At 67.3% G+C, this 26987-nt stretch carries 25 protein-coding genes; 14 read left to right on the forward strand and 11 right to left on the reverse strand.

Going from position 1 to position 26987, the window contains the following annotated elements:
• Positions 1–132: 132 nt before the first annotated feature.
• The 7 genes from EV668_RS00745 to EV668_RS00775 all read right to left on the reverse strand — a co-directional run bounded on the left by EV668_RS00745 (position 133) and on the right by EV668_RS00775 (position 9179).
• Positions 133–759, reverse strand: coding sequence for a flavin reductase family protein (locus EV668_RS00745; RefSeq protein ID WP_133767958.1), 627 nt, complete (start codon positions 757–759; stop codon positions 133–135).
• Positions 760–808: 49 nt separating this feature from the next.
• Entirely contained in the window at positions 809–2047 is a 1239-nt protein-coding gene (locus EV668_RS00750; protein ID WP_133767959.1) for a CaiB/BaiF CoA transferase family protein, read from the reverse strand.
• Positions 2048–2195: 148 nt separating this feature from the next.
• Positions 2196–3314, reverse strand: coding sequence for an ABC transporter ATP-binding protein (locus tag EV668_RS00755; RefSeq protein WP_208111462.1), 1119 nt, complete (start codon positions 3312–3314; stop codon positions 2196–2198).
• A 31-nt stretch (positions 3315–3345) separates the two neighbouring features.
• Positions 3346–4437 (reverse strand): ABC transporter substrate-binding protein, encoded by a 1092-nt coding sequence (locus EV668_RS00760; protein WP_133767960.1) that lies wholly within the window; start codon positions 4435–4437, stop codon positions 3346–3348.
• A 31-nt stretch (positions 4438–4468) separates the two neighbouring features.
• On the reverse strand, positions 4469–5323 hold the full coding sequence (locus EV668_RS00765; protein ID WP_133767961.1) for an ABC transporter permease: 855 nt from the start codon (positions 5321–5323) through the stop codon (positions 4469–4471).
• Positions 5320–7416, reverse strand: coding sequence for a hydantoinase/oxoprolinase family protein (locus EV668_RS00770; protein WP_133767962.1), 2097 nt, complete (start codon positions 7414–7416; stop codon positions 5320–5322). Before EV668_RS00770 ends, EV668_RS00765 begins: the two co-directional genes overlap by 4 nt.
• A 14-nt stretch (positions 7417–7430) precedes the next feature.
• Entirely contained in the window at positions 7431–9179 is a 1749-nt protein-coding gene (locus EV668_RS00775) for a hydantoinase B/oxoprolinase family protein (RefSeq protein ID WP_425359604.1), read from the reverse strand.
• On the opposite strand from EV668_RS00775, the gene EV668_RS25705 reads away from it, so the two are divergent.
• From EV668_RS25705 to EV668_RS00810, 8 genes are all read left to right on the forward strand, one after another.
• A complete protein-coding gene (locus EV668_RS25705; RefSeq protein ID WP_425359618.1) occupies positions 9109–9279 on the forward strand; it encodes a hypothetical protein in 171 nt (56 codons plus the stop codon). The genes EV668_RS00775 and EV668_RS25705 overlap by 71 nt on opposite strands.
• 223 nt (positions 9280–9502) lie before the next feature.
• Positions 9503–10483 (forward strand): LysR family transcriptional regulator, encoded by a 981-nt coding sequence (locus tag EV668_RS00780; protein WP_166652298.1) that lies wholly within the window; start codon positions 9503–9505, stop codon positions 10481–10483.
• A 54-nt stretch (positions 10484–10537) separates the two neighbouring features.
• A complete protein-coding gene (locus EV668_RS00785; protein WP_133767964.1) occupies positions 10538–11410 on the forward strand; it encodes an ABC transporter permease in 873 nt (290 codons plus the stop codon).
• A 36-nt stretch (positions 11411–11446) separates the two neighbouring features.
• On the forward strand, positions 11447–12820 hold the full coding sequence (locus EV668_RS00790; RefSeq protein WP_133767965.1) for an acyclic terpene utilization AtuA family protein: 1374 nt from the start codon (positions 11447–11449) through the stop codon (positions 12818–12820).
• Positions 12817–13191 carry an AtuA-related protein gene (locus tag EV668_RS00795; protein WP_133767966.1) on the forward strand — a complete coding sequence of 125 codons (375 nt, stop codon included), beginning with the start codon at positions 12817–12819 and terminating at the stop codon, positions 13189–13191. The genes EV668_RS00790 and EV668_RS00795 overlap by 4 nt, the downstream gene beginning before the upstream one ends.
• Positions 13192–13208: 17 nt before the next feature.
• The gene (locus tag EV668_RS00800) at positions 13209–14114 is read left to right on the forward strand and encodes a LysR substrate-binding domain-containing protein (RefSeq protein ID WP_133767967.1); all 906 of its coding nucleotides are present in this window, start codon (positions 13209–13211) and stop codon (positions 14112–14114) included.
• Between the two features lie 118 nt (positions 14115–14232).
• Positions 14233–15609: an aminotransferase gene (locus EV668_RS00805; RefSeq protein WP_245512748.1), complete on the forward strand. Its 1377-nt coding sequence runs from the start codon at positions 14233–14235 to the stop codon at positions 15607–15609.
• Between the two features lie 196 nt (positions 15610–15805).
• A complete protein-coding gene (locus EV668_RS00810) occupies positions 15806–17248 on the forward strand; it encodes an NAD-dependent succinate-semialdehyde dehydrogenase (protein ID WP_208111463.1) in 1443 nt (480 codons plus the stop codon).
• Positions 17249–17302: 54 nt separating this feature from the next.
• On the opposite strand, the gene EV668_RS00815 is transcribed toward EV668_RS00810, so the two are convergent.
• Together EV668_RS00815 and EV668_RS00820 are read right to left on the reverse strand one after the other, a co-directional pair.
• On the reverse strand, positions 17303–18190 hold the full coding sequence (locus EV668_RS00815; RefSeq protein WP_133767968.1) for an SMP-30/gluconolactonase/LRE family protein: 888 nt from the start codon (positions 18188–18190) through the stop codon (positions 17303–17305).
• Positions 18191–18194: 4 nt separating this feature from the next.
• Entirely contained in the window at positions 18195–19817 is a 1623-nt protein-coding gene (locus EV668_RS00820) for an AMP-binding protein (protein WP_133767969.1), read from the reverse strand.
• Between the two features lie 286 nt (positions 19818–20103).
• Here EV668_RS00820 and EV668_RS00825 point away from each other — a divergent pair, with 286 nt between their 5' ends.
• Positions 20104–20850, forward strand: coding sequence for an SDR family NAD(P)-dependent oxidoreductase (locus EV668_RS00825; protein ID WP_245512749.1), 747 nt, complete (start codon positions 20104–20106; stop codon positions 20848–20850).
• A gap of 9 nt (positions 20851–20859) precedes the next feature.
• On the opposite strand, the gene EV668_RS00830 is transcribed toward EV668_RS00825, so the two are convergent.
• Positions 20860–21630, reverse strand: coding sequence for an enoyl-CoA hydratase/isomerase family protein (locus EV668_RS00830; protein WP_133767970.1), 771 nt, complete (start codon positions 21628–21630; stop codon positions 20860–20862).
• A 30-nt stretch (positions 21631–21660) separates the two neighbouring features.
• On the reverse strand, positions 21661–22377 hold the full coding sequence (locus tag EV668_RS00835) for an SDR family oxidoreductase (RefSeq protein WP_133767971.1): 717 nt from the start codon (positions 22375–22377) through the stop codon (positions 21661–21663).
• A gap of 412 nt (positions 22378–22789) precedes the next feature.
• On the opposite strand from EV668_RS00835, the gene EV668_RS00840 reads away from it, so the two are divergent.
• From EV668_RS00840 to EV668_RS00860, 5 genes are all read left to right on the forward strand, one after another.
• A complete protein-coding gene (locus EV668_RS00840; protein ID WP_133767972.1) occupies positions 22790–23203 on the forward strand; it encodes a MarR family winged helix-turn-helix transcriptional regulator in 414 nt (137 codons plus the stop codon).
• Between the two features lie 114 nt (positions 23204–23317).
• On the forward strand, positions 23318–24256 hold the full coding sequence (locus tag EV668_RS00845; RefSeq protein WP_133767973.1) for a hydroxymethylglutaryl-CoA lyase: 939 nt from the start codon (positions 23318–23320) through the stop codon (positions 24254–24256).
• Positions 24257–24284: 28 nt separating this feature from the next.
• Positions 24285–25022, forward strand: a complete 738-nt coding sequence (locus EV668_RS00850) for an enoyl-CoA hydratase/isomerase family protein (protein WP_133767974.1) — start codon at positions 24285–24287, stop codon at positions 25020–25022.
• Positions 25019–26206, forward strand: coding sequence for a CaiB/BaiF CoA transferase family protein (locus tag EV668_RS00855; RefSeq protein ID WP_133767975.1), 1188 nt, complete (start codon positions 25019–25021; stop codon positions 26204–26206). Before EV668_RS00850 ends, EV668_RS00855 begins: the two co-directional genes overlap by 4 nt.
• A complete protein-coding gene (locus tag EV668_RS00860; protein WP_133767976.1) occupies positions 26206–26961 on the forward strand; it encodes an enoyl-CoA hydratase/isomerase family protein in 756 nt (251 codons plus the stop codon). The genes EV668_RS00855 and EV668_RS00860 overlap by 1 nt, the downstream gene beginning before the upstream one ends.
• Positions 26962–26987: the final 26 nt, after the last annotated feature.

Genomic DNA, 26987 nt, shown 5'->3' on the forward strand with positions numbered 1-26987 from the left:
GCGCGCTCGCAAGCACCGGGCGGAACCCTCTCGTCGAAGCTCAGCCTCGCTGATCGCCGGGCAGTCGATGTCCGCCGGCTCGGATGACCACGTGCTCTCGACACCCGAGAGCCTATCGCCGGAGGGCTTCCCTCACTTGTCGCGATGGGTGCGCACACCCGGTGGGAAATCCATCTTGAACATCTGTTCGGGGCCGACGACGAAATACTCATCGTAGCCGGCCCGCATCACGGGTTGCATGCCGCCCGTATCGACGATGCCGTCTTCGATGAAGGCGTCGTCGATATAGATCCCGACGACTTGGCCGATCACGAGGGCGTAGCGCGTCTGGCCGTCGACGCCGACCATCGGGATGGATTGGACCCATTTGCATTCGAGCGCGGCGGGTGCCCCCTTGACGCGGGGCGGCTTCACGAAGCGGGACGGCTCCGCCTCGATGGCGGCGAAGTCGAATTCGCTTTCGCCGCGGGCCAGCGGCGTCGCTGTCTGGTTCATCTCGTTGCGCTGACCGAAACACGAGAAGGAGCAGGTGAACTCGCCGGTCTCTTCCGCGAAAGCCCGGGAATCCTTGTCGCCCGCCGCCGAAAAGCCCACCATGTGCGGGCGGTCCGACAGGATGGTGAAATACGAATAGGGCGAGCAGTTGAGACGGCCCATCGCGTCGAGCGTCGTGATCCACCCGATCGGGCGCGGCCCGACCAGGGCCTTGAAGGGATCGTAGCGCAGGCCGTGATCGCCGATCCTGACGTCGTATTGCATGGTCTGATACCTCGTTCTCGCGTCGACCCGCCGGAGACCCGGTGGAGGATCACGCCGTCGTTTCGCGACGCCCGTCCGCTTGCGAGTGTCCGGTTGCCGTGGGTTCAAAGGCCGCTCGCGCGGCGAAGAGGGCCTCGAGCCGACGCCCGTCACACCCCGCCTCGCGCAGGATCTCGCGCGTATGCTCCCCGATCTGCGGTGCGTGTCGGCGCACCGCGCCATCGTGTCCGCTGATGGTGCTTGGACAGCCGATGCTCCACATCGGCCCTTCGCTCGGGTGCTCCGTCTCGGTGAGGAGGCCGACCTCGTAGAGGTAGTCCTCGTCCAGAAGGTTCTCGACGGACCGCAATTCCATGGCCGGCACGTCCATCTTCGAGAGCGCCTCCAGCCAGTAGGCGGTCGGCCGCCGCGCGAGCTCCCGGGCGCGCAGGGAAAAGAACTCGGTGATGTGATGGATGCGGGCCGGCCCCGTGTTGAAACGGCTGTCTTCCTTGAGCTCCGGGCGCCCCATGGCGTCGAAAAGCGCCAAGACCTGCGCATCGGTGTTCGTCGTGATGCAGATGTAACCGTCGCTCGTCGCGACCGGAGCCGCATTCGGGTCGAGGAGCCTCAGGTCTCCGGCGTCGCCGAGAGCGGGCATGAAGGTCCGGCCGTACATGTGCTCGCTCAAGAGCAGAGCGACGAAGCTCTCGTACATCGGGATCTCGAGATGCCGGACCGTCCCCGTCCGCTCACGGTCGAAGAGCGCCATCATGATCTGGGTCGCGACCATCGTGGCTGCCATCCGGTCGATGACGACGAAGGGGACGTAGGCGGGCTCTCCTCCGGAGCGCTTCGCCATCAGCGAGGCGAGCCCGCTCGCACCCTGCAGCACCGAATCGTAGGCAGGCCGATCGCGCCAGGGACCCTTCTGCGAGAAGCCGACGACGCTGCACGTCACGGCCTTGGGGTTCACCGCGGCGATGTCCTGCGGGGTGAGACCGAGGCGGCGGATCGCGGCCGGACGCATGTTCTGCAGAACGACGTCAGCGCTCGCGATGACGTCGAGCAGTGCCGCGCGGCCCTCGGGGTGCTTGAGGTCCAGCGCGATGCTCCGCTTGTTGCGGTTCATGTGGAGGAATTTCCCCGGCATCCCCGGCGTCGGCGAGGGCCCGGCGATCCAGCGCATGACGTCCCCGCCCTTGCTCTCGACCTTGATCACGTCAGCCCCCGCATCGGCGAGGATCTGGGTCGCGTAGGGACCGACGACGGCTGACGTGAGATCGACGACCCGGATGGTGCTGAGCATTGCGAACGACCGCCTGGACGAACAAGCCGGCCTAGCCGGAGTGAGACCTCTCGCGCCGATCGTCGTCGGCGGAGCGTCATGAAATGCCTCGGATCCGCAAACCGGCGGTCTTCGACGATGGCAGTGCCGGGACGAGCCCGGGCCGGCCCTATTCGCCAACCACCAGCGCGGTGGTCGGCGCCCAGTCGACCCGGAATCGGGCGCCCGGCGAAAGATCCGGCGGCTCGTTCGACGCCGGTGTCTCGGCCTTGATCGACACGTCGTTTTCCAGCCGCAGATCGAGACGGATCGTCGGGCCTGCGAAGGTCGCGAGTTCCAGCGTCGCGGGAAGGCCGCGGGTATCCGTGCCGGGCAGGACCGAGATCGCTTCGTATCGAAGCGCGACGCTCACCTCGTCGCCGAGCGAGAGCGGCCGATGGCTGATGGCGTCGTAGCTCACGCCGCGATGCTCCAGCCGAACCTCGCCCCCGACCCCGAGCCCAGTGACCGTACCGGGCAGAAAGTTGGAATGGCCGATGAATTCGGCCACGAACCGGCTCTCCGGCCGGTGATAGATCTGCCGCGGTGTCCCCATCTGGACGATGTGACCGGCCTGCAGCACCGCGATGCGGTCCGACATCGTCATCGCCTCCTCCTGGTCATGGGTGACGAAGATGAAGGTGCTCCGGGTCGAACGCTGGATCCGCCTCAGCTCGGACTGCATCTGGATGCGCAACTGAAGGTCGAGTGCGCTCAGGGGCTCGTCGAGGAGGAGAACGGCGGGTTCGTTCACGAGCGCCCGGGCGATCGCGATGCGCTGCTTCTGGCCGCCGCTCAGCGCCTCGACCGGACGGTCCGCGAAGCTCTCCATGCGCACCATCGCGAGCGCGTCGTCGACCTTGCTGCGAACGGTCGCGGCCGGCACGCGCTTCATCTCGAGCCCGAAGGCGATGTTCTCGCGAATGGACATGTGCGGGAACAGGGCGAGGTGCTGAAACACCATGTTCGTCCTGCGCTTGGCCGGAGACAGATGCACCACGCTCTCGCCGGCGATCACGATGTCGCCGGAGGTCGGCTGCTCGAAGCCGCCGATCATCCGCAGCAGGGTCGTCTTGCCGCAGCCGCTCGGTCCGAGCAGGGAGAAAAACTCTCCCTGCCGGACGACGAGATCGGTCGGATGCAGCGCGACGGCGCTTCCGAAGCGCTTCTCGAGCCGGCGGATGTCGACCATCGCCGTCCCGGCCGCGGAATCGTCCGAAGGTGGCTGCGCGGGAGCGAGCGTCGTCATCGGTGATGGTCCATCCTGTCGGTCGCGCGCGTCAGGCGCTCTTGACCCGGTTCCACGCTTCGACCCATTCGGACAGGTCGGACGGGAAGCGGTAGCCGGTGATCTTCAAGCCCCGCTCCTTGATGTCGAAGCCCGCCTGCCGGCGCTCCTCGGGGGTCAGGAGAGCGGCGCCCTTTGCCGACGCGGTCGGGTAGCCGCTGAGCCGTGTGAGCGCGGCTCCCACCTCCGGATCGAGCACTGCATTCAGGACAGCCTGCGCGGCAGCCGGATCCCTGACGTTCTTCGGCATGAAGTAGCCTTCCGTCCAGACGATCACGCCCTCCTTCGGCCAGCCGGTGGCGATGTCCATGCCACGCCTGTTGAGAGTGACCCGGATCGGAATCTGACCGCTGCTGATGACGCATTCGCCGCTGCCCATCAGGTTGATCGCCTGAGCCTGGGTCTGCCAGAGGGCCCTGACGTTCTTCTTCTTCGAGATCATGAACTTGGCGAATTCGCCGATCTCGGCGCGGGTCGCCTTCTCCGGGGCGGAATGGCCGAGATAGAGGGCGGCCGCGTAAAGCGAGTAATAGGGCTGGTCGAGCCAGGCGATGCGCCCTGCGAACCGATCGTCGTAAAGGAGGCCGAAGGTGTTGGTCTCCTCTTCAGGCAGCTTAACCTCTGCCTTGTTGTAGATGACCGTATCGAAGCCCCAGAAGAGCGGAATGATGAAGGTCTTGCCGTCGCGCTCGATCACGTCGCTTTTGACGAGATCCGAGAGGTCGGCAAGGTTCGGCATCTTGGCGGGATCGATGGGGAAGGCCTTCTCGTCGCCCGACGCGGCCCCCATCACGGGCTGGCGCAGGATTTCGGTCACGCCGCAATAGAGGGCGTGGCGCGGTCCTCCGGGAGCATTGATGCGGGCGATGACGTCGGCCGATGACAGGTAGGGGCCGTTGTTGAGAGTGACGTTGGAGAGCCGCTCGACCATCGGGCCGACCGGATCCTGCATCACGCTGGCGAGGATCAGGACGTCGAGACGCTTCGGGGCGGCAAGTGCCGAGACCGGCAGCCCGGCGGCAGCCGCGGCGCCCAGGCCGCCAGCCGCGAGGATCTGACGCCTGTTCAAAGAATCTTGGGTCACGAGCGATCTCCTGTGTGGCACGAAGAAGGGATCAACGAGGTTGACGGGCCGCCCGAGCAGCCAGGGCAAAACCGATGATGGAAGTGACCGCGGAGACCGCGATGTTGAGAACGCCGACTGCGGGAATGTACGGCTCGGCGTTCTGGGTGATGACGCTCCAGAGCAGCAGCGGCATCGTGGCGTCCTGGCCGACGACGAAGACGCTGCGGATGAACTCGTCGAAAGAAAGCGTGAAGCAGAAGATCGTCGTCGCCAGAATACCCGGCATGATGATCGGCAGGACGATGCGCCGGAACAGGACCAGCCCTTCCGCGCCGAGATCCTGCGCGGCCTCCTCGAGGCTTTTGTCGAAGCCCTGAATGCGCGGATAGAGGGTCAGGAACGCGAAGGGCATGACGTATGTCGCCTGGGCGACCAGGATGCTGGTGAACAGGCCGAAGGGAAATCCGAGGTAGCCCAGGAAGATCAGCAGCATGATGCCGCCGACGACCCCCGGGATGATCACCGGCAGGAGGATGATCTGCAGCAGGAGTGGCTTGCCCGAGAACGTCGCCCGGAAGCCGAGCGCCATCGTGAGCGCGAGCAGGCAGGACAGCACCGCGACAGCGACGCCGAGCAGGATGCTGTTCCCGAGCGCGAGGAGGATGTCGCGCTGGTGGACGAGGCCCGTGTACCAGCGCAGCGTGAAACCGCGGAAGGGCAGGCCGATCGTGTCGGAATCGTTGAAAGACAGGACAAACAGAACGACGAGTGGGCCATACAGGAAGACCAGAAAGAGGCCGATATAGCCGCGGAGCACCACCTGCCATCCGCTCGCGCGGAATGGCGAGCGGATGAAGGTGCTCCGCGCCACGGGCGCGCTGCCGGTGGCCGCCACCGCGCTCATGCCGCGAGCCGCTTCGCTTCGTCGATCGGCAGCGTGAGCATCAGGCCGCGCTGCTCGGTGACGCGTCCTTGGGCTCCGAACGGGATGAAGTTCGCCGTGACGATCTCCTGCACCAGCGCCGGCCCCTCGATCACGTTTCCGGGCCGCAGGCGCGATCCGTCATAGACGGGAAGGTCGATCTCTCCGCCGGCATCCTTCAGCCAGGCCCGGCTGGTGGTCAGAAGGGCGCCCGAGGCATCCGCAGCCGACAGGGAGGCGCTTTCGAGGCCGCCTTCGGAGGCGGTGCCGACTGCGTCAAGCGACCATTCGGTGAATTCGACGCGTTCGCCGGGCGAGCGGACCGCGTAGAAGGTCTCGTGCAGTTGGTGGAAGCTCTCCACGAGACCGGGAAGATCGGCCGGCTCGATCCGGTCCTTCTCGAACGCGAGCGAAATCTGCCAGACCTGTCCCGCATAGCGCGCTTCCACGCTGTAGCGGAGCACGCGCTTGCTCGGTTCGACCGCCATCCGGTCAAGGAAGGCGACGCCCTCCTGCCGCAGGCCGGCCAGGATGGTGTTCACGCCCTCGTAGTCGAACCGCTCCGAACTCGTGAACAGCGAGCGAGCGAAGCCCATCTTGATCTCGCCGGTCATGATCCCGTAGGCGCTGAGGACACCGGCCGCACGAGGGATGAGCACCTGAGCGATGCCGAGTTCGCGGGCGATGGTCCCGGCATGCAGGCCGCCGGCGGCGCCTCCCGAAACGAGGACGAACTGACGCGGGTCGACGCCGCGGCGGATCGTGATGTCCTGAATGGCCGCGATCATGTTCTGTTCGGCGACAAGGCAGACGAGTTCCGCCGCCTCCATGAGGCCGAGCCCCAGGGGCGTCGCGACATGCTCGGCGATCGCGCGCTCCGCCGCGCCGACGTCGAGCTCGATCTGGCCGCCGGCGAAATGGCCCGGCAGGAGGAGCCCGCGTACGAGATTGGCGTCCGTCACCGTCGGCCGGGTTCCGCCACGGCCGTAGCACGCCGGTCCCGGCATCGCGCCCGCGCTTTCAGGGCCGACATGGATGAAGCCCCCGGCATCGACCCTTGCGATCGATCCGCCGCCGGCCCCGATCGTCTTCACCTCGACGGACGGGATGCCGAACATGTGGTCGCCGATCATGCCCTCGCGGTGCATGGGCGTCTTCCAGTCGACGCTGACGCTCACCTCGAAGCTCGTACCGCCCATGTCGGTGGTCAGGACGTTGCCCTTGGTGACGCCTTCCTGGCGGCTCAGGCGGCAACCGGCCTGCGGCGCAGCCGAGGGGCCCGACAGGCACAACGAGATGGGCCGCGAGACGATCTCGGCGGGGGAGGTCCTCCCGCCACTCGATGCGATGAACGTCAGGACGCCCTTGAAGCCGGACGCCGCGAGGCGCTCGCTGATCTCGCCGATGCGCTTCTGCACCAGAGGCTTGAGAGAGGCATCGATCGCGACGGCCGACGTGCGGCGATACTCGCGGATCGACGGATTGACCTGATGGCCGAGGCTGTACGGGACGCCCGGCATCTCCTCTTCGATCAGGGCACCGATCCGCAACTCGTGGTCCGGGTTGACGATCGACCAGAGCAGCGAGACGGCGACGGCTTCAACGCCGTATTCCTTCAGGCGCCGAATGGCGCGGCGCGCATCGGCCTCGTCGAGGGCGATCTCGACCCCTCCCTCGGCGTTGACGCGTTCCCTCACGCCCAGCGTCAGACGGCGCGGAATGTAGGGCGGCGGATAGTCGACGTAGAAATCGTAGGAATCGGCCTTTCCGCCTTCGCGGATCAGAAGAGTGTCCCGGAACCCGTCCGTGCACAGAAGACCCGTCTTGGCCTGCTTGCCCTCGAGGATGGCGTTCGTCGCGATGGTCGTGCCGACGGCGAAGCTGTCGCATCGCCCGAGGAATGTCGCGGTGTCGAGATCGAGGGATTTCGCGATCCCCGCGATCCCATTCAGGATCCCGTCGGCGATGTTGGCCGGCGTGGTCGACGCCTTGAAGATGTCGATCTGCGCGCCGTCGGACCGCAGCACAAGGTCGGTGAAGGTGCCGCCGACATCGGCGGACAATTCGTAGGTCATCGTCAGATCCGAGATCAGTGAGAGGTTTCGAGGCGACGAGCGGTCGTCACGACGACGGGTTGCCGCTCGAGCAATTCGTCGCGCAGGCGCTGAGTCGCCTCCGTGTCGACCGCGACGAACTCGCCGCGCGTCTTCAGAACGACGCCGTGGATGCGGTGTGCCCGCTCGAGACTGATCCAGCCTTCCTGCACGTCCTCGGCGACGCGGGCCGGATCGCGGTCGAGCGGGTCACCGTAGCCGCCGCCGCCGCAGGCCTGGGACACGAGCTTCTCGCCCGTGTTGAGGGTCACATCCAGCGAGTTCGGCAGGGCGCGCCGCTCGCCGGCCTTGTCCTCCCACCAACTGTCGTTGCGTCCGCCCGCCCAGCCTCCGGCCGCGCCGAAGGGAGGGAAATCGTGACCGGCAGTATTCGCTGTGTAGCGGATGTTGTCCGTGCGGCTGCGGAAGATGCAGAACGCGCCCGGAGAGCCGTTCCACTCGCCCGCCCCGCCGCTGTCGACGGCGATCTCGAGGCGCTCGACGAGCACGGGCTGCTGCTGCTCGACCATCTCGACGCTGGACTGCCACAACGCGCCGTTGGAGCCGCTGCTGCCATGGGTGAACCAGCCGTCATGACCGTGGAGCCCGGGCCCGCCCCAGTAGCCCATGATGATCTGGTTCACGAACGGCCGGTTGTCGTGGCGCGGATCGACGCCGCTGACCACCGCGCAGGAGCCCGGCAGGCCGATCGTCCCGCAGGCGCTGCCCAACCCGCTTTTGAGCTCGGAAAACGCCGAGCGTACGAGCGGGCAGAGAAGCTGGGTCAGGTTCGAGGTGGCCGCGGATGTCGCGGCGGGGTGTTTAGGCCGGCCGATCGCCGCACCTTCCCGGCTGAGGATGCGCACGCGGCTGAACGAACCGGTGCAGCGAGGAACGTCGGGGCCCAGCACGGTGAGGACCGCGATGAGGCAGGACGCCGTCATCGTGGCTTCTGTCAGATTGATCCCGAGCGGCAGGTTGTCGACATTGTCGAGAAGGTCGACCGTCACCAGGCCCTCGACCGGATCCACCTCGATCGTGGCCCGGACCGGGATCCCATCGGGATAGAGGTCGGTCTCGGAATCGTAGAAGGCCTCCCGGCGGACCCGGCCTGCCGGCAGCTGGCGGATGGCGTCGATCGCCATGTCGCGGGCATAATCCTGGAACTGGGTCAGGAACTTGCGGACGGTCCCGATGCCATACTGGGCGCAAATCTTCTGCATCCCGGCTTCGCCGGTCCGCACCGCGGCCAAGGTCGCGATGTAGTCGCCGTAGAACTGCTCCGGCGCCCTGATATTCGCCTTGCAGATGTCGACGACCTCCTGGACGTCGCTGTTGTCGCGCTGGATGCGCACGCAGGGCAGCTTGAGCCCTTCCTCGTAGACATCTCGCGACAGCGGGCCGTAGGTGGTCGGCGTCGGGAAGCCCATGTCGCCGAGGTGGGCCCTCGCGATCGTGAAGAAGACAAGCTCTCCTTCAAAATAGACGGGGGCGCAGAGCGTGAAGTCTCCGCAATGCGTGTTGCCGTGATAGCCGCTGTTATTCGCGAAGCAGTCACCGGGCCGGATATCGTCGCCGAATTTTTCCTTGACCGCCTTCGGGATCAACTCGATCGCGCCGACGTGAACCGGCAATCCGAGGGCGGTGCTCACGGTCCTCAGGCTGTCGTCGGTGATGCTGCAGGAGAAGTCCATCGCCGTGTTCAAGACGCCTGAACGTCCCGTTCGGAAAAGCGTATTGATCATGTCCCTGATGACGGCTTCGACTCGCCGCCGCAGCACGACCATCGTGAACATGTCGATGGGAGCATCGTCTTTGCTTGGAGCAGAAGCTGTTTTGACCTGAGACATACCTATCGTCACCTGTCACGGACCTGGAGGTCAACGGATGTGTGACCGGAAGCTTTCACAAGCTGGCGAGCGGCACCAGAAACTTGGGATGATGGCTCCCCCCCAGCGAAACGAATACCCCGACGAGGCCGCCGGATTGCGGCTGGCGCGTTGGCCCGATCTCTGCTTCATTGAAATGTCACGGACGTATGCACGCGCCCGGATAGCGGATCGTCATCGTGGATCTCCGGCAGATAAAATATTTTGTCGCTGTCGTGGAAGAAGGCAGCATCACAGCGGCCGCTCGCCGGCTGAACGTCGTCCAGCCCGCGGTCAGCATGCAGCTCCGAAAGCTCGAGGAGGAGTTCGGCGTCGTCCTGTTCGACCGGACGGCGCGCGGCATGTCGCTCAACGGGAAGGCGCAGAAGCTCTACGAGAGCTGCGTCCACATCCTGTCCGAGGTCGCCGCCGCCGGCCGATCCCTCCGATCGACCGAGCCCGTGGCCGACAATTTCCTCAATGTCGGCTTCCTTCACTCGAGCGGCTACGGCTTCATGCCGGCCGTCCTGCGCGAAGTCTGCGAAGCGGACCCGGACTGCCGGGTCGCCAGCAGGGAGGGCTACAACGACACGCTGCTCGATCAACTGGCCCAAGGCGTGACGGATATCGCCATCGTCAGCTCGGTGAAGCAGAATGAGAAGCTGCCTCACGAGCATCTGGGCTCCGAACAGCTGCTTCTGGTCGGCTGCGCCGGCAGCGGCCTGGCGGACCTGTCCTCGATGCCGGCGAGCCACCTGCGTGGCAAACGCCTCGTTCTTACACCCCGACTCAGGCGCCGCTTCGCGGCCGATTTCGGCCGCGCGGGGGTCGAGATCGAACCGTCCCTCGAGGTGGAGAGCGCCACCGGAATCTTCGGGCTCGTGAGGACGCCGGGATGGTATTCGGTTCTGCCGGCCGCCGCGCTGTGCGGGGTCGATCGGGCCGAGTACGAGGCGACCCCGGTGAGCGAACCCACGATGACCCGCTCTCTGTGGCTCGCCCGCTCCGACGCCCGCCCCCTCACGGCGACGGGCGCTCTGTTCATGCGGACGGCCAGACGGATCCTGTCGGAGAACCCCTATTGCTCCGTCGCTCCGCCATCGCCCGGCACGGCGCGGAGCGGGCCATCGTCCGATCCCAGGCGGCTCGTCATGGCCAAAGCATCAGCCGGACAGGCCTGAAGGCATCACCCGAACTTATTTGTCCTTCGACGGAGACTGCGCGATTTCTCCGTCATGACAACCGTCGGTCAGCCTCGCGACCTCCGCCGCCTGCTCGTCATCCCGGGCGCGGCATGGCTCGTCTTCTTCTGCGTCCTGCCCTTCTGCTTCATGCTGGTGATGTCGTTCTGGACATCGAACATGTACGGGACGAAGGCGATCTGGACGCTGGACAACTATCGAAAGATCTTCACCGACCCGATCTATTCGAAGGTGTTGTTGTCGACCCTTCAGACGTCGGCGGTCACGACAGTTTTGTCCTTGTTTCTCGCCTATCCGGTGGCGTGGTTCCTGGCCCGGCAGAAGGGGTATCGGAAATCCGTCTTCCTTCTGATGATCTTTCTGCCGTTCTGGTCGAGCTACGTCATCAGGACGTTCGTCTGGCTTCCGATTCTTGGTAGAACCGGCCTTATCAACCAGACGCTCCTGACGATAGGAATTATAGATCAGCCTATCGACTGGCTCATCTATAACACCGGCGCGACTTATGTCGGCCTAGTCTACGTCTATATGCTGTACATGCTTCTCCCGATCTATCTGTCGCTCGACAAGCTCGACATGAGATTGGTCGATGCCGCTTCCGATCTCGGGGCGGGGCCGTTCCAGATCTTCCGCCGCATCGTGCTGCCGCTCAGTGCTCCCGGCATCCTCTCGGGCTGCGTGATGGTGTTCCTGCTCGATTGCGGCGCCTTCGTCACACCCCAGATTCTCGGTGGCCCCTCCGCGCTCATGTACGGCAATCTGATCGCGGCGCAGTTCATGGACGGCAGCAACTGGGCACTCGGTGCCGCGCTTTCGGTCGTGCTCATCGTGATCATCATGACCCTGATGTTTCTCGTCAGCCGCAAGGTGGGTCTGAGATCGATCGTGGCGCCCGCCGCGCACTGACACGGCGCGCATCCGCGCCTCCTTCGGGGAAGACCAATGCGACACGACGAACGGCGCGTTTCCGCGCGCCGGAGTTCCGTCAGGATCGGCTGCGGCGCCGGCATGTCCGACGACCGGATCGGGCCCGCCGCCGACCTCGTCGAACGCGGGGAGCTCGACGTCATCGTCTTCGAGTGCCTGGCCGAACGCACGATCGCGCGGGAAACTCTGGCGCGCTCCCGAGATCCGGAACGGGGGTACACGCCCACGATGGCCGCGCGCTTGAGGGCGGTTTTGCCGGCATGCCGGAGACACGGTGTGCGCATCGTCACCAATATGGGCGCAGCGAACCCGTCGGCGGGCGCTCGTCTCGCCCAACGTGAGGCGAAGGATCTCGGTCTTCCTGGGATTTCCTGTGCGGTGGTGAAGGGCGACGATGTCACGGATCTCCTGCGCGGGATGGGGAGCCTTCCTCTGCTGGAGACGGGTGAGCCGCTGGAATCTATCCTGCCGGACATGGCGTCTGCGAACGCCTATCTCGGCGCGGATGTCGTGGCCGCGGCAATGGATACCGGAGCGGACGTCGTGGTGACGGGACGCGTGGCGGATCCCTCGCTGTTCGTCGGACCGCTGATTCACTATTTCGGCTGGAGCGGAGCCGATCTTCACCAGCTGGCCGCCGGAACGATCGCCGGTCATCTTCTCGAATGCTCGGCCCAGGTCACCGGCGGGTGTTTCGCCGATCCAGGCCGCAAGGAGGTGCCCGGCCTGAGCGATCTCGGCTACCCCTTCGCCGAGATCGACACGGATGGGCGGGTTGTTCTGTCGAAGACGCCCGGCTCCGGCGGTCGCCTCGATCGGGCGACCTGCACCGAGCAGCTTCTCTACGAAATCCATGACCCGGCCGCCTATCTGACGCCCGATTGCGTCCTCGACATCACCGATGTCGACTTCGTTCAACGAGGACCGGACCGCGTCGAGGTCCGCGGCGCGGCGGCACGGCCGCCCACATCGAGCTACAAGGTCGTCGTCGGATATTTCGACGGCTTCATCGGTTCGGGCGAGATCACCTTCGCGGGGATCAACGCCGTGGAACGGGCACGCCTCGGGGCCGATCTCGTGCAGCAGCGGCTCGCGCGGCGCGGCTTGGCCTATTCCGAGACGCGGATCGACCTGATCGGCATGACGAGCCTGCACGGTCGCGACGACGGGCGCGGCGCGCCCTACGAGGTCAGGCTGCGGGTCGCCGCGCGGACGACCTCCCGGGCCGCCGCCGCCGCCGTCGGAGCCGAGGTGCGCTCGCTGCACATGCAAGGCCCGGCCTCCGCCGGCGGCGGGATCGACCAGGGCGTCCAGGAGGTGCTGGCCGTGAAATCGGTCCTGCTGCCGCGCCATCTCGTGACCCCGTCCGTGGAGTTCATGGCCGCATGACCCGATCCTCACGCCGCGTGTATGATCTCGCGCATTCCCGTGCCGGCGACAAAGGGAACACCTCGAACGTCTCGGTCATCGCCTATCGTCCGGAGGACTGGGACACGCTGGTGGCCGAACTGACGGTGGACCGCGTCGCGGAAGCCTTTGGCCACATCACGCGCGGGCCGATCCGGCGCTACGAACTTCCCAAGCTGCACGCCCTCAATTTCGTGATCGAGGGCGCGCTGGGGGGCGGGGTAACACGCTCTCTCGCGCAGGATCCTCACGGCAAGGGGCTCAGCAGCCTCATGCTGACCATCGAACTGCCGGTCGGGTTGCGCGCGCAGCAGGACGGCACGAGGTCGGCGCGCGAGACGGCGGAGAGCTGACAGGAGGGAGCCTTCCGATGCTGCATCTCGACCTCAGGACGGCCCGGCTGCTCATCGCCGCAGTCGAGGAGGAGAGCATCGCTGCGGCAGCGGAGCGGGAAGGGCTCGCCGTCTCCGCCGCCAGCCGGCGGCTGCAGCAGCTCGAGGCTGCGCTCGGCCTGGCGCTGCTCCGTCGGCACCGGCGCGGCGTCGAGGTCACGGCGGGCGGCATGGTCGTCCTCCGGCGCGCCCGCGCCATGCTCCACGAGGTGGCTCAGCTCGAGGTCGATCTCGCCGGGATCAGGGCCGGGCTCAGCGGCCGCGTCAGGCTCTGCGCGAACGAAACGGCGCTGGTCGAATTCCTGCCGTCGATCCTGCCCGCTTTCCTGGAATCCCATCCCGGGATCGAGGTCGACCTGGACGAGCGCAACAGCGCCAAGGTCGTGCGCGCGGTCTGGCAGAACAGTGCCGATATCGGGATCTATGTCGGCGACGTGCCGCCGATCGATCTCTGGCGCCGGCCCGTGTTTCGCGATCGGCTGGTCGTCGTGGTGCACCGGGACCACCCCCTCGCGGCGCGCGGCGAAGCGAGCATGGTCGACATCGTCCAGCACGAGGTCGTCGGGCAGCCGGAGGAAGGCGCGATGTCGCATCTGCTGACGCGCGCCGCGGCCGCCTATCATCGCGTCTTGAAGATCCGCGTGCGGGTCGACGGCTACGATGCCGTATGTAGCATCGCCGAGACGGGGCAGGCCATCGGGATCGTCTCGGAGAGTTCGGCCCGCCGCTACGCGACGAGCACTCAGCTCGTCGTTCTGCCGATCCTCGACGAATGGGCGGCGCGGGAGCACCAGCTCTGCGCCCGCAATCCCAAAGATCTCGGCCCGGCTCAGCGGGCCCTGCTCGATCACATCATCCAGCGAAGCGGCTTCGGATCGCTCTGAGAGGCCTGAGCTTTCGCAAAACGCGAAAGCTGGTGGTTGAATGAACGCTCCAACGCAGATGATCGCCCGCTTACGGTCCGCCGTCCCTCTCCAACTCGATTACGGCGGACCGACGATCATGAACAAGCCATCATCCCTGACGTATTTCGAGCGCGACATGGCGTCGGTCGTGCACCCTCAGACCAATCTGCTGAAGCACCTCCAGACCGGGCCCACGATTGTCACGCATGGCGAGGGCGTGTACGTCTATGACGACGCCGGTGATCGCTTCCTCGACAGCGGCGCGGCGCTCTGGTGCAATTCGCTCGGCTACGGCAGCGAACGCGTCGCACGCGTCGCCTATGAGGCGATGCAGAAGCTGACGTATTTCCAGCTCTTCCGCGGCTATTCGCACGGTCCGGCCATCGATCTCTCCGAGAGGCTCCTGCAGATCGCCCCCGTTCCGATGTCGAAGGTCCTGCTGCAATGCTCGGGGTCCGAGGCGAACGACAGCGCCGTCAAGATCGTCTGGTACTATTGGCATGGTCTCGGCAAGCCCGAGCGCCGCAAGATCATCTCGCGGCAGGGCAGCTATCACGGCTCGACCTGCGTCGCGATCTCGCTCACGGGCAATTCGTCCTATCACAAGAGCTTCGGCCTGCCTTTCGACGGCTTCATCCATGTCGACAGCCTGAACTACTATCGGTCGGCGAAGCCCGGCGAGACCGAGGAGCAGTTCTCGCAGCGCCTCGCCGATGCCCTCGAGGCGACGATCCTGCGCGAGGGGCCCGAGACGGTCGCCGCGTTCTGGGCCGATCCGGTCCAGGGCAATGCCGGCGCGCTGCCTCCGCCGAAGGGGTACTTCGAGAAGGTCCAGGCGGTCCTGAAGAAGTACGACATCCTGTTCGTCGCCGACGAGGTCATCTGCGGCTTCGGCCGCACGGGCAGCATGTGGGGCAGCCAGACCTACGGACTTCAGCCCGACATCATCACCTGCGCGAAGCAGCTCTCGGCGGCGATGCTGCCGATCTCCGCGATCCTCATGAACGAGAAGGTCTTCGACGTCGTCAAGAACGAGAGCAACAAGCAGGGCGCCTTCGTGCACGGCTTTACCTATGCCGGCCATCCGGTGGCCGCGTCGGTCGCGCTCGAAGTCCTGAAGATCTACGACGAAATGGATATCGCGGCCCGGGTGAAGTCGCTGGAGCCCGTGTTCCTGCAGCAACTCGATGGCCTGACCGACCACCCGTTGGTGGGCGCCGTCTCGGGCGTCGGCCTCATCGGCGGCGTGGAGATCGTCAAGGACAAGGAGACGCGAGCGAGCTTCGACGCGGGCGTCGATATCGGCGGCCGGATCGTCGAGAATGCCCGCAAGAACGGTCTCATCCTGCGTGTCGCCTCGAACCGCATCGCCTATTCGCCTCCGTTGATCATCAGCGAGGACGAGATCGTCGATATCGGCACCAGGACCCGCGCTGCCCTCGACGACACCCTGGCCGAAGTGAGGGCGCTCTGACGAGCGCGCCGTAAGGCAGCGGGGCTCCGTCTCGGCGGAGCCCCATCCCCCGATCTTTCACGGGCTGGACCCGGAGGCGGCGTGGGTCTCCGGCCAGGAGAGTCACGCGCCGCGCGACCGAGCCGCCGCACGGCCGCTCCCTTCGCCTTCCCTTACGCTTTCCCGCCGAGCGCTCTCGGCGTGGCCGGAGCCGACGATGAACGCCGATTACGCCAATCCTGAAATGTATGTCGCCGGCCGCTGGCTCGGCCCCGTCGGCGGCAGCGCCGACATCCTCAATCCTGCGACCGAGGCCGTCATCGGCGAAGTCCCCCATGCCGACGTGGCGACGCTCGACGAGGCGCTCGCAGCGGCCGAGAAAGGGTTCGGCATCTGGCGCGATACGCCGCTCGACAGGCGGGTCGCTATCCTGCTGGAGGCGGCACGGCTCATGCGCGAGCGCGCCGATGTGATCGCTCGCCTCATGACCCTCGAACAGGGCAAGCCGGTCGGGGAAGCCCGCCTCGAGGTCGTGCGCGCATCCGCGCTCGTCGAATGGGATGCGCATGAATCGAAGCGCCTCTATGGGCGGATCATTCCGGGCCCTGCGGGTCAGCGTCAGATGGTTCTCCGCTTGCCGCTCGGGCCCGTCGCCGCGTTCACGCCCTGGAACTTCCCGGCGAGTGTCCTCGCGCGCAAGCTCGGCGGCGCCCTCGCCGCAGGCTGCTCGCTGGTCGTCAAGGCCGCCGAGGAGACACCGGCGACGGCGACGGCTCTCGTGCGCTGCTTCGTCGATGCGGGCCTGCCCGCGGGCGTCCTGAACCTCGTCTTCGGCGTGCCGGCCGAGGTGTCGGATCACCTGATCGGATCGCCGGTCATCCGCGCGATCACCTTCACGGGCTCCGTTCCGGTCGGGAAGCTTCTCGCCGCGAAGGCGGGCTCGCTGATGAAGCCGGCCGTGATGGAGCTCGGCGGCCATTCGCCGGTCATCGTGTGCCGCGACACGGACGTGGCGCGGGCCGCTGCGCTCTCGGCGGCGGGCAAGTTCCGCAATGCCGGGCAGATCTGCACGGCGCCGACCCGCTTCATCGTCGAGGAATCGATCCACGACGCGTTCGTCGAGCATCTCGTGGCCGCAGCGCGGGCGATCAAGGTCGGGGACGGTCTCGACCCGGATACCAAGATGGGTCCGCTCGCCAACGACCGCCGGCGCGACGCCATCGAGGCTCTCGTCTCCGACGCCGAGGCGAAGGGCGCCTCCGTCCCGACGGGCGGCAAGCGGATCGGCAATCGCGGCTTCTTCTTCGAGCCGACGGTGCTGACGGATGTCCCCTTCACATCCGACGTCATGACGACGGAGCCGTTCGGCCCGGTCGCGCCGGTCGTCCGGTTCTCCGAACTCGATGAGGCGATCGGGATCGCGAATGCGCTGCCTTACGGCTTGGCGTCCTACGCCTTCACGGAATCGGCCGCGGCAGCCGCGGCTCTGTCGGACCGCGTTGAGACCGGCATCATGTCGATCAACCATGTCGGCGGCTCGATGCCGGAGGCGCCGTTCGGCGGTGTCAAGGAGAGCGGTCTCGGGCGCGAAGGCGGGATGGAAGGCATGGACGCCTACATCAACGTCAAGTTCGTCTCTCACCGCGCGACGATCCGGTAAGCGCGCGGGTGGCGGCCGGGCCCTGTGGCCCGGCCGAAACGGCCGTGAGCCCGCTCAGCGGCCGCCGAAGACCGGCTCGGGCAGGCCGGCGACACCCGCCCTCACGGCGAACAATCCGCCGGACAGCGGCTCGCGCGCCAGTTGCTCGGCCGAGAGGTTCTGTGCGGCCGTCGTGATGTAGAGCGTGCGGAGGTCATCTCCCCCGAAGGTGACGGCCGTCGGCTGGCTCGTCGGCAGCTCGACGATCGTGTCGACGACGCCGCGCGGCGTGTAGCGCACGACGCGGCCCGCCGCCATTTCGGCGTTCCAGACGCAGCCATCCGCATCGACGGTCGATCCGTCCGGACGGTTCGGGCCGGTGCCGAAATCGACCAGGAGGCGCGGGCGACTGATCATCCCGTCGTCGAAATCGAAATCGAAGGCGAGGATGTGGTATTTCCGCGTATCGGCGAAATACATCGTCCGGTTGTCCGGGCTCCAGCACAATCCGTTCGGGATGATGATTCCGTCGAGATGGCGCGTGAGGCCCTTTGGCTCGTCCAGCCTGTAGAGGATCCCTTCGGGATCGCGGCGGACGTCGTTCATCGAGCCGCACCAGAAGCGACCGGCCCGATCGCAGCGTCCGTCGTTCAGCCGATGTTCGGGCTGGTCCGGCTCGGGATCGACGAGGAGCGTCGTCGCGCCGCTGTCGAGATCGACGAGGTGGAAGCCGCGCTGAAGGGCGGCGAGGAGGCGGCCCCCGCCCGCGAGCGCGATGCTGCCGACCAGTTGCGCCATCGGCCACGATGCGAGCGCGCCGGTGGACGGTTCGAGGCGGTGGATCGCCGGGCCGCGGACGTCGACCCAGAACAGGGCTCTCCGCTCCCCACACCAGATGGGCACCTCGCCGAGCCGGTTGGCGCAGGCGAGGACGCATTCGGCCTTCAGGATCGTCGCACCCATGACCTCAGAGCCCGAAGAGTTCGCGCGCATGGGCGGCGAGCTTGCGCTTCTGGACCTTGGAACTGGCTGTCATGCCGATCGCCTCGAAGCCCGGCACGACCCGCACGTAGCGCGGCACCTTGAACCCCGCCATCCGCTCGCGGCTCCAGGCGATGATCTCATCCGGATCGGGCTCCGTCCCCTCGCTCGCAATGATGAACGCGGCAGGCACCTCGACCAGGCGGGCGTCGGGGACGCCGACGACCTGCGCCTGTTTCACCGCGGGGTGCCGATGCAGGATGTCCTCGATCTCGGCAGGGGCGACGTTCTCGCCGCCGACACGGATGATGTCCTTGGCGCGGCCGACGAAGGTCAGCCTGTTCTCGGCGTCGAGGCGCACGACGTCTCCCGTGGCGAGCCACCCGGCGGGATCGAGCGCCGCGGCGGTCTCCTCGGGCTTGTCGAAATAGCCCTTCATCACGCTCCAGCCTTTGATCAGGAGCTCGCCCTGCCTCGCCCCCTCCTGGTCCGCCGGGACATCGCCCCCCTCCTCGGGGTCGCGGATGCGCACCTCGAGCCCCGCCTGCACCAGCACGCGCGAGGCGACGCGTACGACTTCCGGCTCCCACCAGCACGACAGGGCGACGTTCGGAGATGCTTCCGAGAGGCCGTAGGCGACGACGACGTCACGCATCCCGAGCTCGTCGATCGCGCGGCGGATCACGGTCGGCGCACCGGCGATCCATCCTCCATGCAGGTGGAGCTTGCGCCCCGCGCGCTCCGGGTGGTCGAGCAGCATCAGCACCATCGTGTCGTTGCCCGAGAAGTGGGTCGCACGCTCGCGCTCCATCTGCGCGAGAGCTTCGCCCGGCTCGAACCGGTCCATGGTGATCAGCGTCGCCGCATGTTGGAGCGCGGCGAGCACGGAGAGGGTCGAGCCCGAGACGTGGAAGAACGGACGCGCGCTGTGATAGCGATCCGCGGTCCGGAACCCGACCCGAATGCCTGCGCAGAACGCGTTGGCGAGCATGCTGCGATGGCTCAGCATCGCGCCCTTCGGGAAGGCGGTGGTGCCGGAGGTGTACTGGATCAGGAGCGTATCGTCGGCCGACGCCGTGGGCTCGACCGCTGCGCCGCCGCCATCCATGAACGCATCCCACCCGAGCGCGCCGGGAGGAGCCTCGCCCCCCGCCACGATAACGGTCTCAAGGTCCGGGAGCGCGTCGTCCGGCAACCGATCGTCGACCGCGGGGCAGACCTCGCGCAGGATGGCGAGAAAATCGACCTTGATCACGCGGCTCGCGACGAACAGGAAGCGGGCGCGCGACTGCCGCAAGGCGTAGCGGATTTCGTCGGGCAGCAATCGCGTGTTGATCGGGACGGTCACCGCGCCGAGCGATCCCGCGGCGAAGAACAGCTCGATCCAACGGATGCCGTTGCCCATGCAGATGGCGACATGGTCGCCGCGGCGCACGCCCAGCGCCTGGAGGGCGGAGCGGACCAGACCGACGCGATCCTGCAGATCGCGGTAGGTGATGCGCCCGTCGCTCGCCACGACCGCCTCGACGGTCGGAGCGAGGGCCGCAGCGCGCGCGAGGCTGTCCTGCAACGTCGTGGGGCAGAACGTGTCGATGGCGGTGTTCGGCATGGGCGGCTCGTCAGCATCTCATCGCGGTGCGGAGGCATGGGCCGTACGGGACGCGAAGGGGATCGCGACGATCCTGCCCCGTCCTGCGCCTGCCGCGTCCGCCCGTTTCCCTCGCAACTAAGATCGATACTGTTGAACTAGTCAACTCGCAACGGTTCGCCGAGACGGCGTCGCCCACCCTCTCACGCCTTTCGGCGGCTCGCGCTCGCGTGCTGGGGGCAATCAAGTGTTGACTATGCAACAGTTTGCCCATCCCCTGACGCGTCTCGACAGGGGGTGGTTACCGATGCTGGGCAAGGTCGCGATCGTCACGGGCGGAGCGCAGGGTATCGGCGAGGCCTGTGCCCGCCGCTTCGCTGCGGAAGGCGCGACGGTCGTCGTGGCGGACATCCGGGAGCCGTCTTGGATCGCCGATACGGGCGTCGTCTACCGCCGCTGCGACGTCGGCATGGCGGAAGACGTGTCGGATCTGTTCGCCGCGGTCGCCCGCGACCACGGGCGGCTCGACGTCCTTCTCAACAATGCGGCGCTGCTGCGCATCGCGCCCTTCCTCGAGCAATCAGAGCAGGATTTCGACGACGTCATTCGGGTCGGCCTGAAATCCGTGTTCCTCTGCAGCCAGGCGGCCGGCCGCATGATGGTCGAGCACGGCACGCGCGGCAGCATCGTCAACATGGCCTCGATCAACTCGGTCGTCGCGATCCCGACGCATGCCGCCTATGCCGCCGCGAAGGGCGGCATCGTCCAGCTCACACGCGCGGCCGCCGTGGCCCTCGCGCCGCACGGCATCCGGGTCAATGCGATCGGCCCGGGAACGATCGCCACCGAGATGGCGCGCATGAACACCCTGAGCAACGACGCGGCCCGGCGCCGGATGCTCTCCCGGACGCCGCTCGGACGCCCGGGCGAACCGGAGGAAATCGCCTCGATCGCCGTGTTCCTCGCGACCGACGCGTCGTCCTACGTCACCGGCCAGACGATCTTCGCCGAGGGCGGGCGGCTCGCCCTCAATCTGACGATGCCGGACACCTGAGCGGAGGTCTCACCGGCCCGAGAAGTTCGGCGGGCGCTTCTCCTTGAAGGCCCGCACACCCTCGTGGTGATCGTCGGTCTGGTTCAGCTGAGGCTGGACCAAGGCTTCCATCTCCAGGAAGCTGCGCAGGCTCGGTCCGGCAGCGGCGTGGAACAGCGCCTTGGCGAGGCCGAGCGCGAAGGTCGGCGCCTGCGCCAGTTCCTCCGCCCGTATCCGCGCGGCGTCGAGCAGGGCATCGTCCGGAACGACCGCCTCCACGAGACCGAGCGCGAGCGCTTCCTCCGCCTCCACCATGCGGCCCGAAAACACGAGGTCCTTGCCCCGCCCCATGCCGAGCCGCCGCGACAGGAACCAGATGGCGCCGCCATCCGGAGCGAGGCCGATCCGCTTGTAGATCTGGGAGAAACGGGCCGTCGTCGATGCGAGGATCAGATCGCAGGCCAAGGCGAGGCTCCAGCCGATCCCCACGGCTGGCCCCCGCACCGCCGCGAGAACGGGTTTCTCGCAATCGAAGATCGTCGTCACAAGGGGGTGGGCGCTCGCCTGAAGGAAGCTGCGCGCGCCGCGCAGGTCGCGTCCGCCCATCCGGCCGACATCCGCGCCGGAGCAGAAGCCGCGGCCCGCTCCGGTGAGCACGATCGCGCGCACGGCATCGTCGAACCGCAACTCCTCGAAGACGCGGACGAGGTCGCTCCGCATCTCCATCGAGAGTGCGTTCAGCTTCTCGGGTCGATTCAGGGTGACCGTCGCGACTGCGCCGTCCCGAGTCAGATCGATCATGGGGAGATCTCCTGGTGTCCGCGCCGCGTCTCAGGCCTGGAGCGCACGGCCGACCGTGAGGCCGCCGCAGGCGTAGAGCGTCTGGCCGGTGATGAAGGCCGCCTCCGGCGACAGGAAGAATGCGACGGTCGCCGCGATCTCGTCGGCATCGGCCATCCGCTTGACGGGGATGGACGCGAGATAGCGCGCGGTCGCCTCGGAGCCGCGGGGCATCACGTCCCAGAACAGCTCCGTATCGACGGGGCCCGGCGCGACGGTGTTCACCGTGATGCCGTCGCCCGCGAGTTCGAGGGCCCAGCAGCGTGCCATGGCGGCAAGGCCAGCCTTCGCGGCCGCATAGGACGAGTGCCGTTCGAGGCCCAGCATCGCGCGGCTGCCGATATTGACGATGCGCCCGAAGCGGCGCTCCCGCATGGCCGGTGTCAGCGCCTGGACGATCTGGAGAGGCGCGCGCAGGTCTACCTCCATCACTGTGCGGAACGCGTCGAGCGAAATCTCGTCGAGCGCCTGAGGAATGTTGATCCCGGCATTGTTGACGAGCGCATCGAAGCCGCCATCGGCGGTCAACTCGTCGAGGACGGCAGCCGTCCCAGCCTCGTCGGCCAGATCGCAGGGCAGGATGCGACCGGGGAATCCGGCCAGGTCGCGCCGGGCGAGGCCCACGACCGCCCAGCCCGCCTCGGCGAGACGATCGCTGACGGCACGGCCGATGCCTCGGGTCGCTCCGGTGACGAGAACCCTCTTCATGCGGGAGCACCACGGGAGGGCGCGGCCCGATCGAGCCGCATTATGCCTTTTCCCCAACGGGGCTGCGTCGTAAGGACCCTCATGCCGCCCCTGCCCATCGTGTGACCGATCGTGTCGAACCTAGGAGGCGTGCGTTGACTATGTCAACATCGCATGTGGAAGTCACAGACGGGGAACCGGAGGGGATGGTGGAACGGTCATGACCGCCGAAACCGAAAAGCTGCCTCGACGGCGCGCGTCGAAACAGGGAGCCTCGAGTGCGCCCGAACCGGGTTCGCCGGAGCCGGCCGGGAAGCCTTCGCGAGGGGCGCGACGGACTGCGAAGGCGGCGTCGCCGCAGCCGGCGTCGGCGGATGCTGCGCCGGCATCGATCCGGGACCTGCTATCCTACAAGCTGAGCGCGACGGCCAACATGATCTCGCGGAGCGCTTCGCTCCGTTTCCGGCAGGAATTCGAGGTCAGCCTCGGCGAGTGGCGCACCCTCGCGCTGGTCGGCGCCGAGCAGGCCATGTCCCTCAACAACCTCGCCCGCGCCGCGAACCTCGACAAGGGCCAGATGAGCCGCGTCGTGTCCTCCCTCGTCGCGCGGGGGCTGATCGCTCGGAAGACGGCAGGTGAAGGGAGGACCGTTGACCTGTCCCTCACCCGGCAGGGCGAGCAGCTCCACCGGAGGCTGATGCGGGTGGCCGGCGAACGGAATCTCGCCTTCCTGGCCTGCCTCACGGATGTCGAGCGCGCGGCTCTGGAGACCGCCCTGCCGAAGCTGCACGCCCTCGCGCGCGCCCTCTGCCACGGCCCGGCCGCCAGGCCGCGCGGGACGGGATGATCGCGGCTGCCCGACCGCCGCATGAGTTGACATTGTCAACGCCTCGGCTCTAGGTTGCTCAACCCGGCGGGAGCGCCAGGGGTCGGCCGTATGGGCCTGAGCGAGGAGAGGGCCGTGGCCGAGGCCGTGACGATCTGCGAGTGCTTCGCGCGTGATGGCCTCCAGCACGAAGACCTCCCGCTCTCGACCGAGACGAAGATCGCGCTCATCGACCTGTTCGCCCTGGCGGGCTTTCCCCGTATCGAGGCCACGAGCTACAGCCATCCCGACCGCGTGCCGGCCTTCCGCGACGCCTCGGCGGTGCTCGGCGGGATCGGGCGCCCCGCCGGCATCCACTTCAAGGCGACCTGCCCCAATCTGAGGGCGGTGCAGCGGGCGCTCGACGACGACGAGGCCGGTCACGGCGCGACCGAGCTGAGCCTCCTCGTGTCGGCGACCGAGAGCCACACCAACCGGAACCTGCGAACCACTCGCGAGAAGCAGTGGGAGACCGTCGCCGAGATGGCGCATGCGGCGCGAGGCCGGTTTCGCCTGGTCGGCGTCGTCTCCATGGCGCTCGGGTGCCCGTTCGAAGGCGCCGTCGATCCGGGGCGCGTCGTGGAGGATGTCGCTCGGTTTCGCGATCTGGGCGCCGAACTCGTCACCATCGGCGACACCGTCGGCTACGCCTCGCCGCGCACCGTCCGGGAGCTGTTCGGCCGGCTCCTGCGCGAGGTGCCGGGGATCGCGCCGGTCGCGCATTTCCACGACACCCGCGGCTCGGGTCTCGCCAACAGCCTGGCCGCGCTCGAAATCGGCTGCCTGCATTTCGACACCGCGATGGGCGGCGTCGGCGGCCATCCGGTCGGGATCGTCTACGGCGAGGGCTTCACCGGAAACGTGGCGACCGAGGATCTCGTGAATCTGTTCGAGGCGGAGGGCGCGAGCACGGGGATCGATCTCGACGCTTTGATGCTCGCGTCCCGGCGCTGCGAGGCGGCCCTCGGGCGGGAGTTGCGCAGCATGGTGGCGCGCTCGGGCTTCGGCCCGCTGCCCGGACGGCAGGCGGCGTGAGGTGCGGCATGGCGATGGGAGACGGTCATTGAGCGAAGACGTCCTGAAGATCGAGGATCGCGGCGCGATCCGCATTCTGAGCATGAACCGGCCCGACAAGCTGAACGCGCTGGACACGGCGCTCACCCAGGCCCTGCTCGACGGGTTCCAGGCGGCCGATGCGGACGATGCGATCCGCGCCGTGGTTCTCACCGGCGAAGGCCGTGCCTTTTGCGCCGGCGCGGATCTCGGCGAGTTCAAGGACCTTACGCCGGCCGATCAGCACAAGGTGCTCCGCCGGGCGGACCTCACCTGCCGGACTCAGGCGATCCTGCAGAAGCTGTCGAAGCCCGTCGTCTCCGCCATCCGCGGCGCTGCGGTCGGCGGGGGAGCGGGCCTCGCGATCGGCTGCGACATGGCCGTCGCCGGCGACGATCTCCGCTTCGGCTATCCCGAACTCAAACATGACATCGTGCCGGCGCTGGTGATGACGGGGCTCCAGCGGCAGCTCGGGCGGAAGATCGCCTTCGAACTCATCAGTTGCGGGCGTCTCATCGGGGCCCCTGAGGCCCTGTCCCTCGGCCTTGTGAACCGGGTCGTCCCCGCCTCGGACGTCCTCGAGGCCGCCCTCGAGATCGCCGCCGCATGGGCCCGCTCGCATCCGCTTGCGATGGGCGCCGCGAAGAGCCTGTTCTACCGCGTCGCGGATCTGCCCTACGACGCGGCCATGGCCGCCGGCCGCGACGTGAACGCCCTCATGCGCGGCTTCCGGAAGGAGCGTGCGTGAAACCGCTCGACGGCATCCGCATCCTCGATTTCTCGCGCGTCCTCGCGGGCCCGTTCGCCAGCCAGATCCTAGCCGAGCTCGGGGCCGAGGTGACGAAGATCGAGCGCCCCGGAACGGGCGACGAATCGCGCCTGTTCGAGCCCAAATACCCGGGCGGCGAGAGCGCCTATTTCTTCGCGCTCAACCGCGCGAAGCGCTCCATCACGCTCAATCTGAAGACGGCCGACGGCCAGCAGATCGCCCGTCGCCTCGCCAGCACCGCGGATGTCATCGTCGAGAACTTCCTGCCGGGCGACATGGCGCGTCTCGGCCTCGACTACGCCGCTCTCGCGGCGGAGAATCCCGGCCTCGTCTACGTGTCCAATACGGGTTTCGGACAGGACGGCCCCTACCGCGACCGCAACGGCTACGACACCGTCTTTCAGGCGCTGTCCGGCGTCATGCATCTCACGGGCTATCCCGAGGGCGCGCCGGCCAAGGTCGGCCTGCCCTTCGCGGATCTCACCTCCGGGCTCTGGATCGCGATCGCGATCCTGACGGGGCTCGCAGGGCGCACGCGGACCGGCCGCGGCTGCCACGTCGATCTGTCGATGATGGATGCGCAGGTCAGCCTCCTGAGCATCGCGGCCGCCCGCCTCTTCGCTCTCGACGAGGAACCGACGCGGACCGGGACCGAGCATCTCGGGCGCGTTCCCTCGGCGGCGTTCGTGTGCCGCGACGGCGGCTGGCTGCACATCAGCGGCAGCGATCAACACTGGCCGGCCGTTTGCGACGTCCTCGGTCTGGACGCCCTCGCGTCCGATCCGCGCCTTGCCCTGAACGCCGCGCGTGTCGCCGAGCGTGAACGGGTGATGGCCGCGATGCGGGATGCTTGCGCGCTGCGCGATCGACGCCCTCTGGCCGAAGCGCTGAGGGCCCGTCAGGTACCGGCCGGAGAGGTCAATTCGCTGCGCGAGATTCTCGACGATCCGCATACGCGAGCCCGCGGCATGGTGCAGACCTTCGAGCACCCGCTCGAGGGCACCGTCAGGGCCCTGCGCAATCCATTACGCTTCGAGGGGCTCGACGATCCGCATACGGGAACGCCTCCGAGGCTCGGACAGGATACGGACTCGATCCTCGCCGACGAGCTTGGCTTCGATGCCGCCGCGATCGCGGACCTCAGAACGAAGGGTGTGGTGTGATGAGCGACGAGCCGATCCTGATCTCGCGGGAGGATGCGGTGGCGAGGGTGGTCCTGAATCGACCCAAGGCGCGCAATGCGCTGAACCTCCCCATGTGCCAGGCGCTCCAATCGACGTTCGCCGAGCTGGACGCGGACGATCGCGTGCGCGTGATCATCGTCGAAGGCCGCGGGCCGGTCTTCTGCGCGGGGGCGGACCTGAAGGAGCGCCAGGGCAAGGACGAGGCATGGATCCGGCGCCGGCGGCTCGCCGCCTTCGCCGCCTACGAGATGATCGAACGCTGTGCGAAGCCCGTCTTCGCCGTGGCCGACGGGCCGATCGTGGGCTCCGGGGGAGAGATCGCCATGGCCTGTGACTTCATCGTCGTGTCGCCGGAGGCGAGCTTCCGCTTTCCCGAGCCGCAATGGGGCACGGTGGGGGCTACGCAGCGCCTTCAGCGCGTGGTCGGCAAGCGCCGGGCGAAGGAGCTTCTCTTCACCGGGCGATCGATGCACGCCGAGGAGGCCCTCGGCCTCGGCCTCGTGGCGCGCCTCGTCCCCCGACAAGACCTCGAAGCGACAGCGGCCGAGATCGCAAGATCCATCGCCGCAGCGCCCATGCTCGCCATGAGACTGACGAAGCAGGCCATCGAACTCGGGGAGGAAACCACGTTGAACAGCGGCATCCGGATCGAGCTGGCCGCAATCGAGCGCTGCTTGGCCGACACGGAATGGCGTCAGGGGATCGAGCAGTTCACCAAGAAGGTCGCAACCTAGATCAGCGACAGCGCACCGAGTGTCGC

Source organism: Enterovirga rhinocerotis (assembly GCF_004363955.1).
Lineage (GTDB): Bacteria > Pseudomonadota > Alphaproteobacteria > Rhizobiales > Beijerinckiaceae > Enterovirga > Enterovirga rhinocerotis.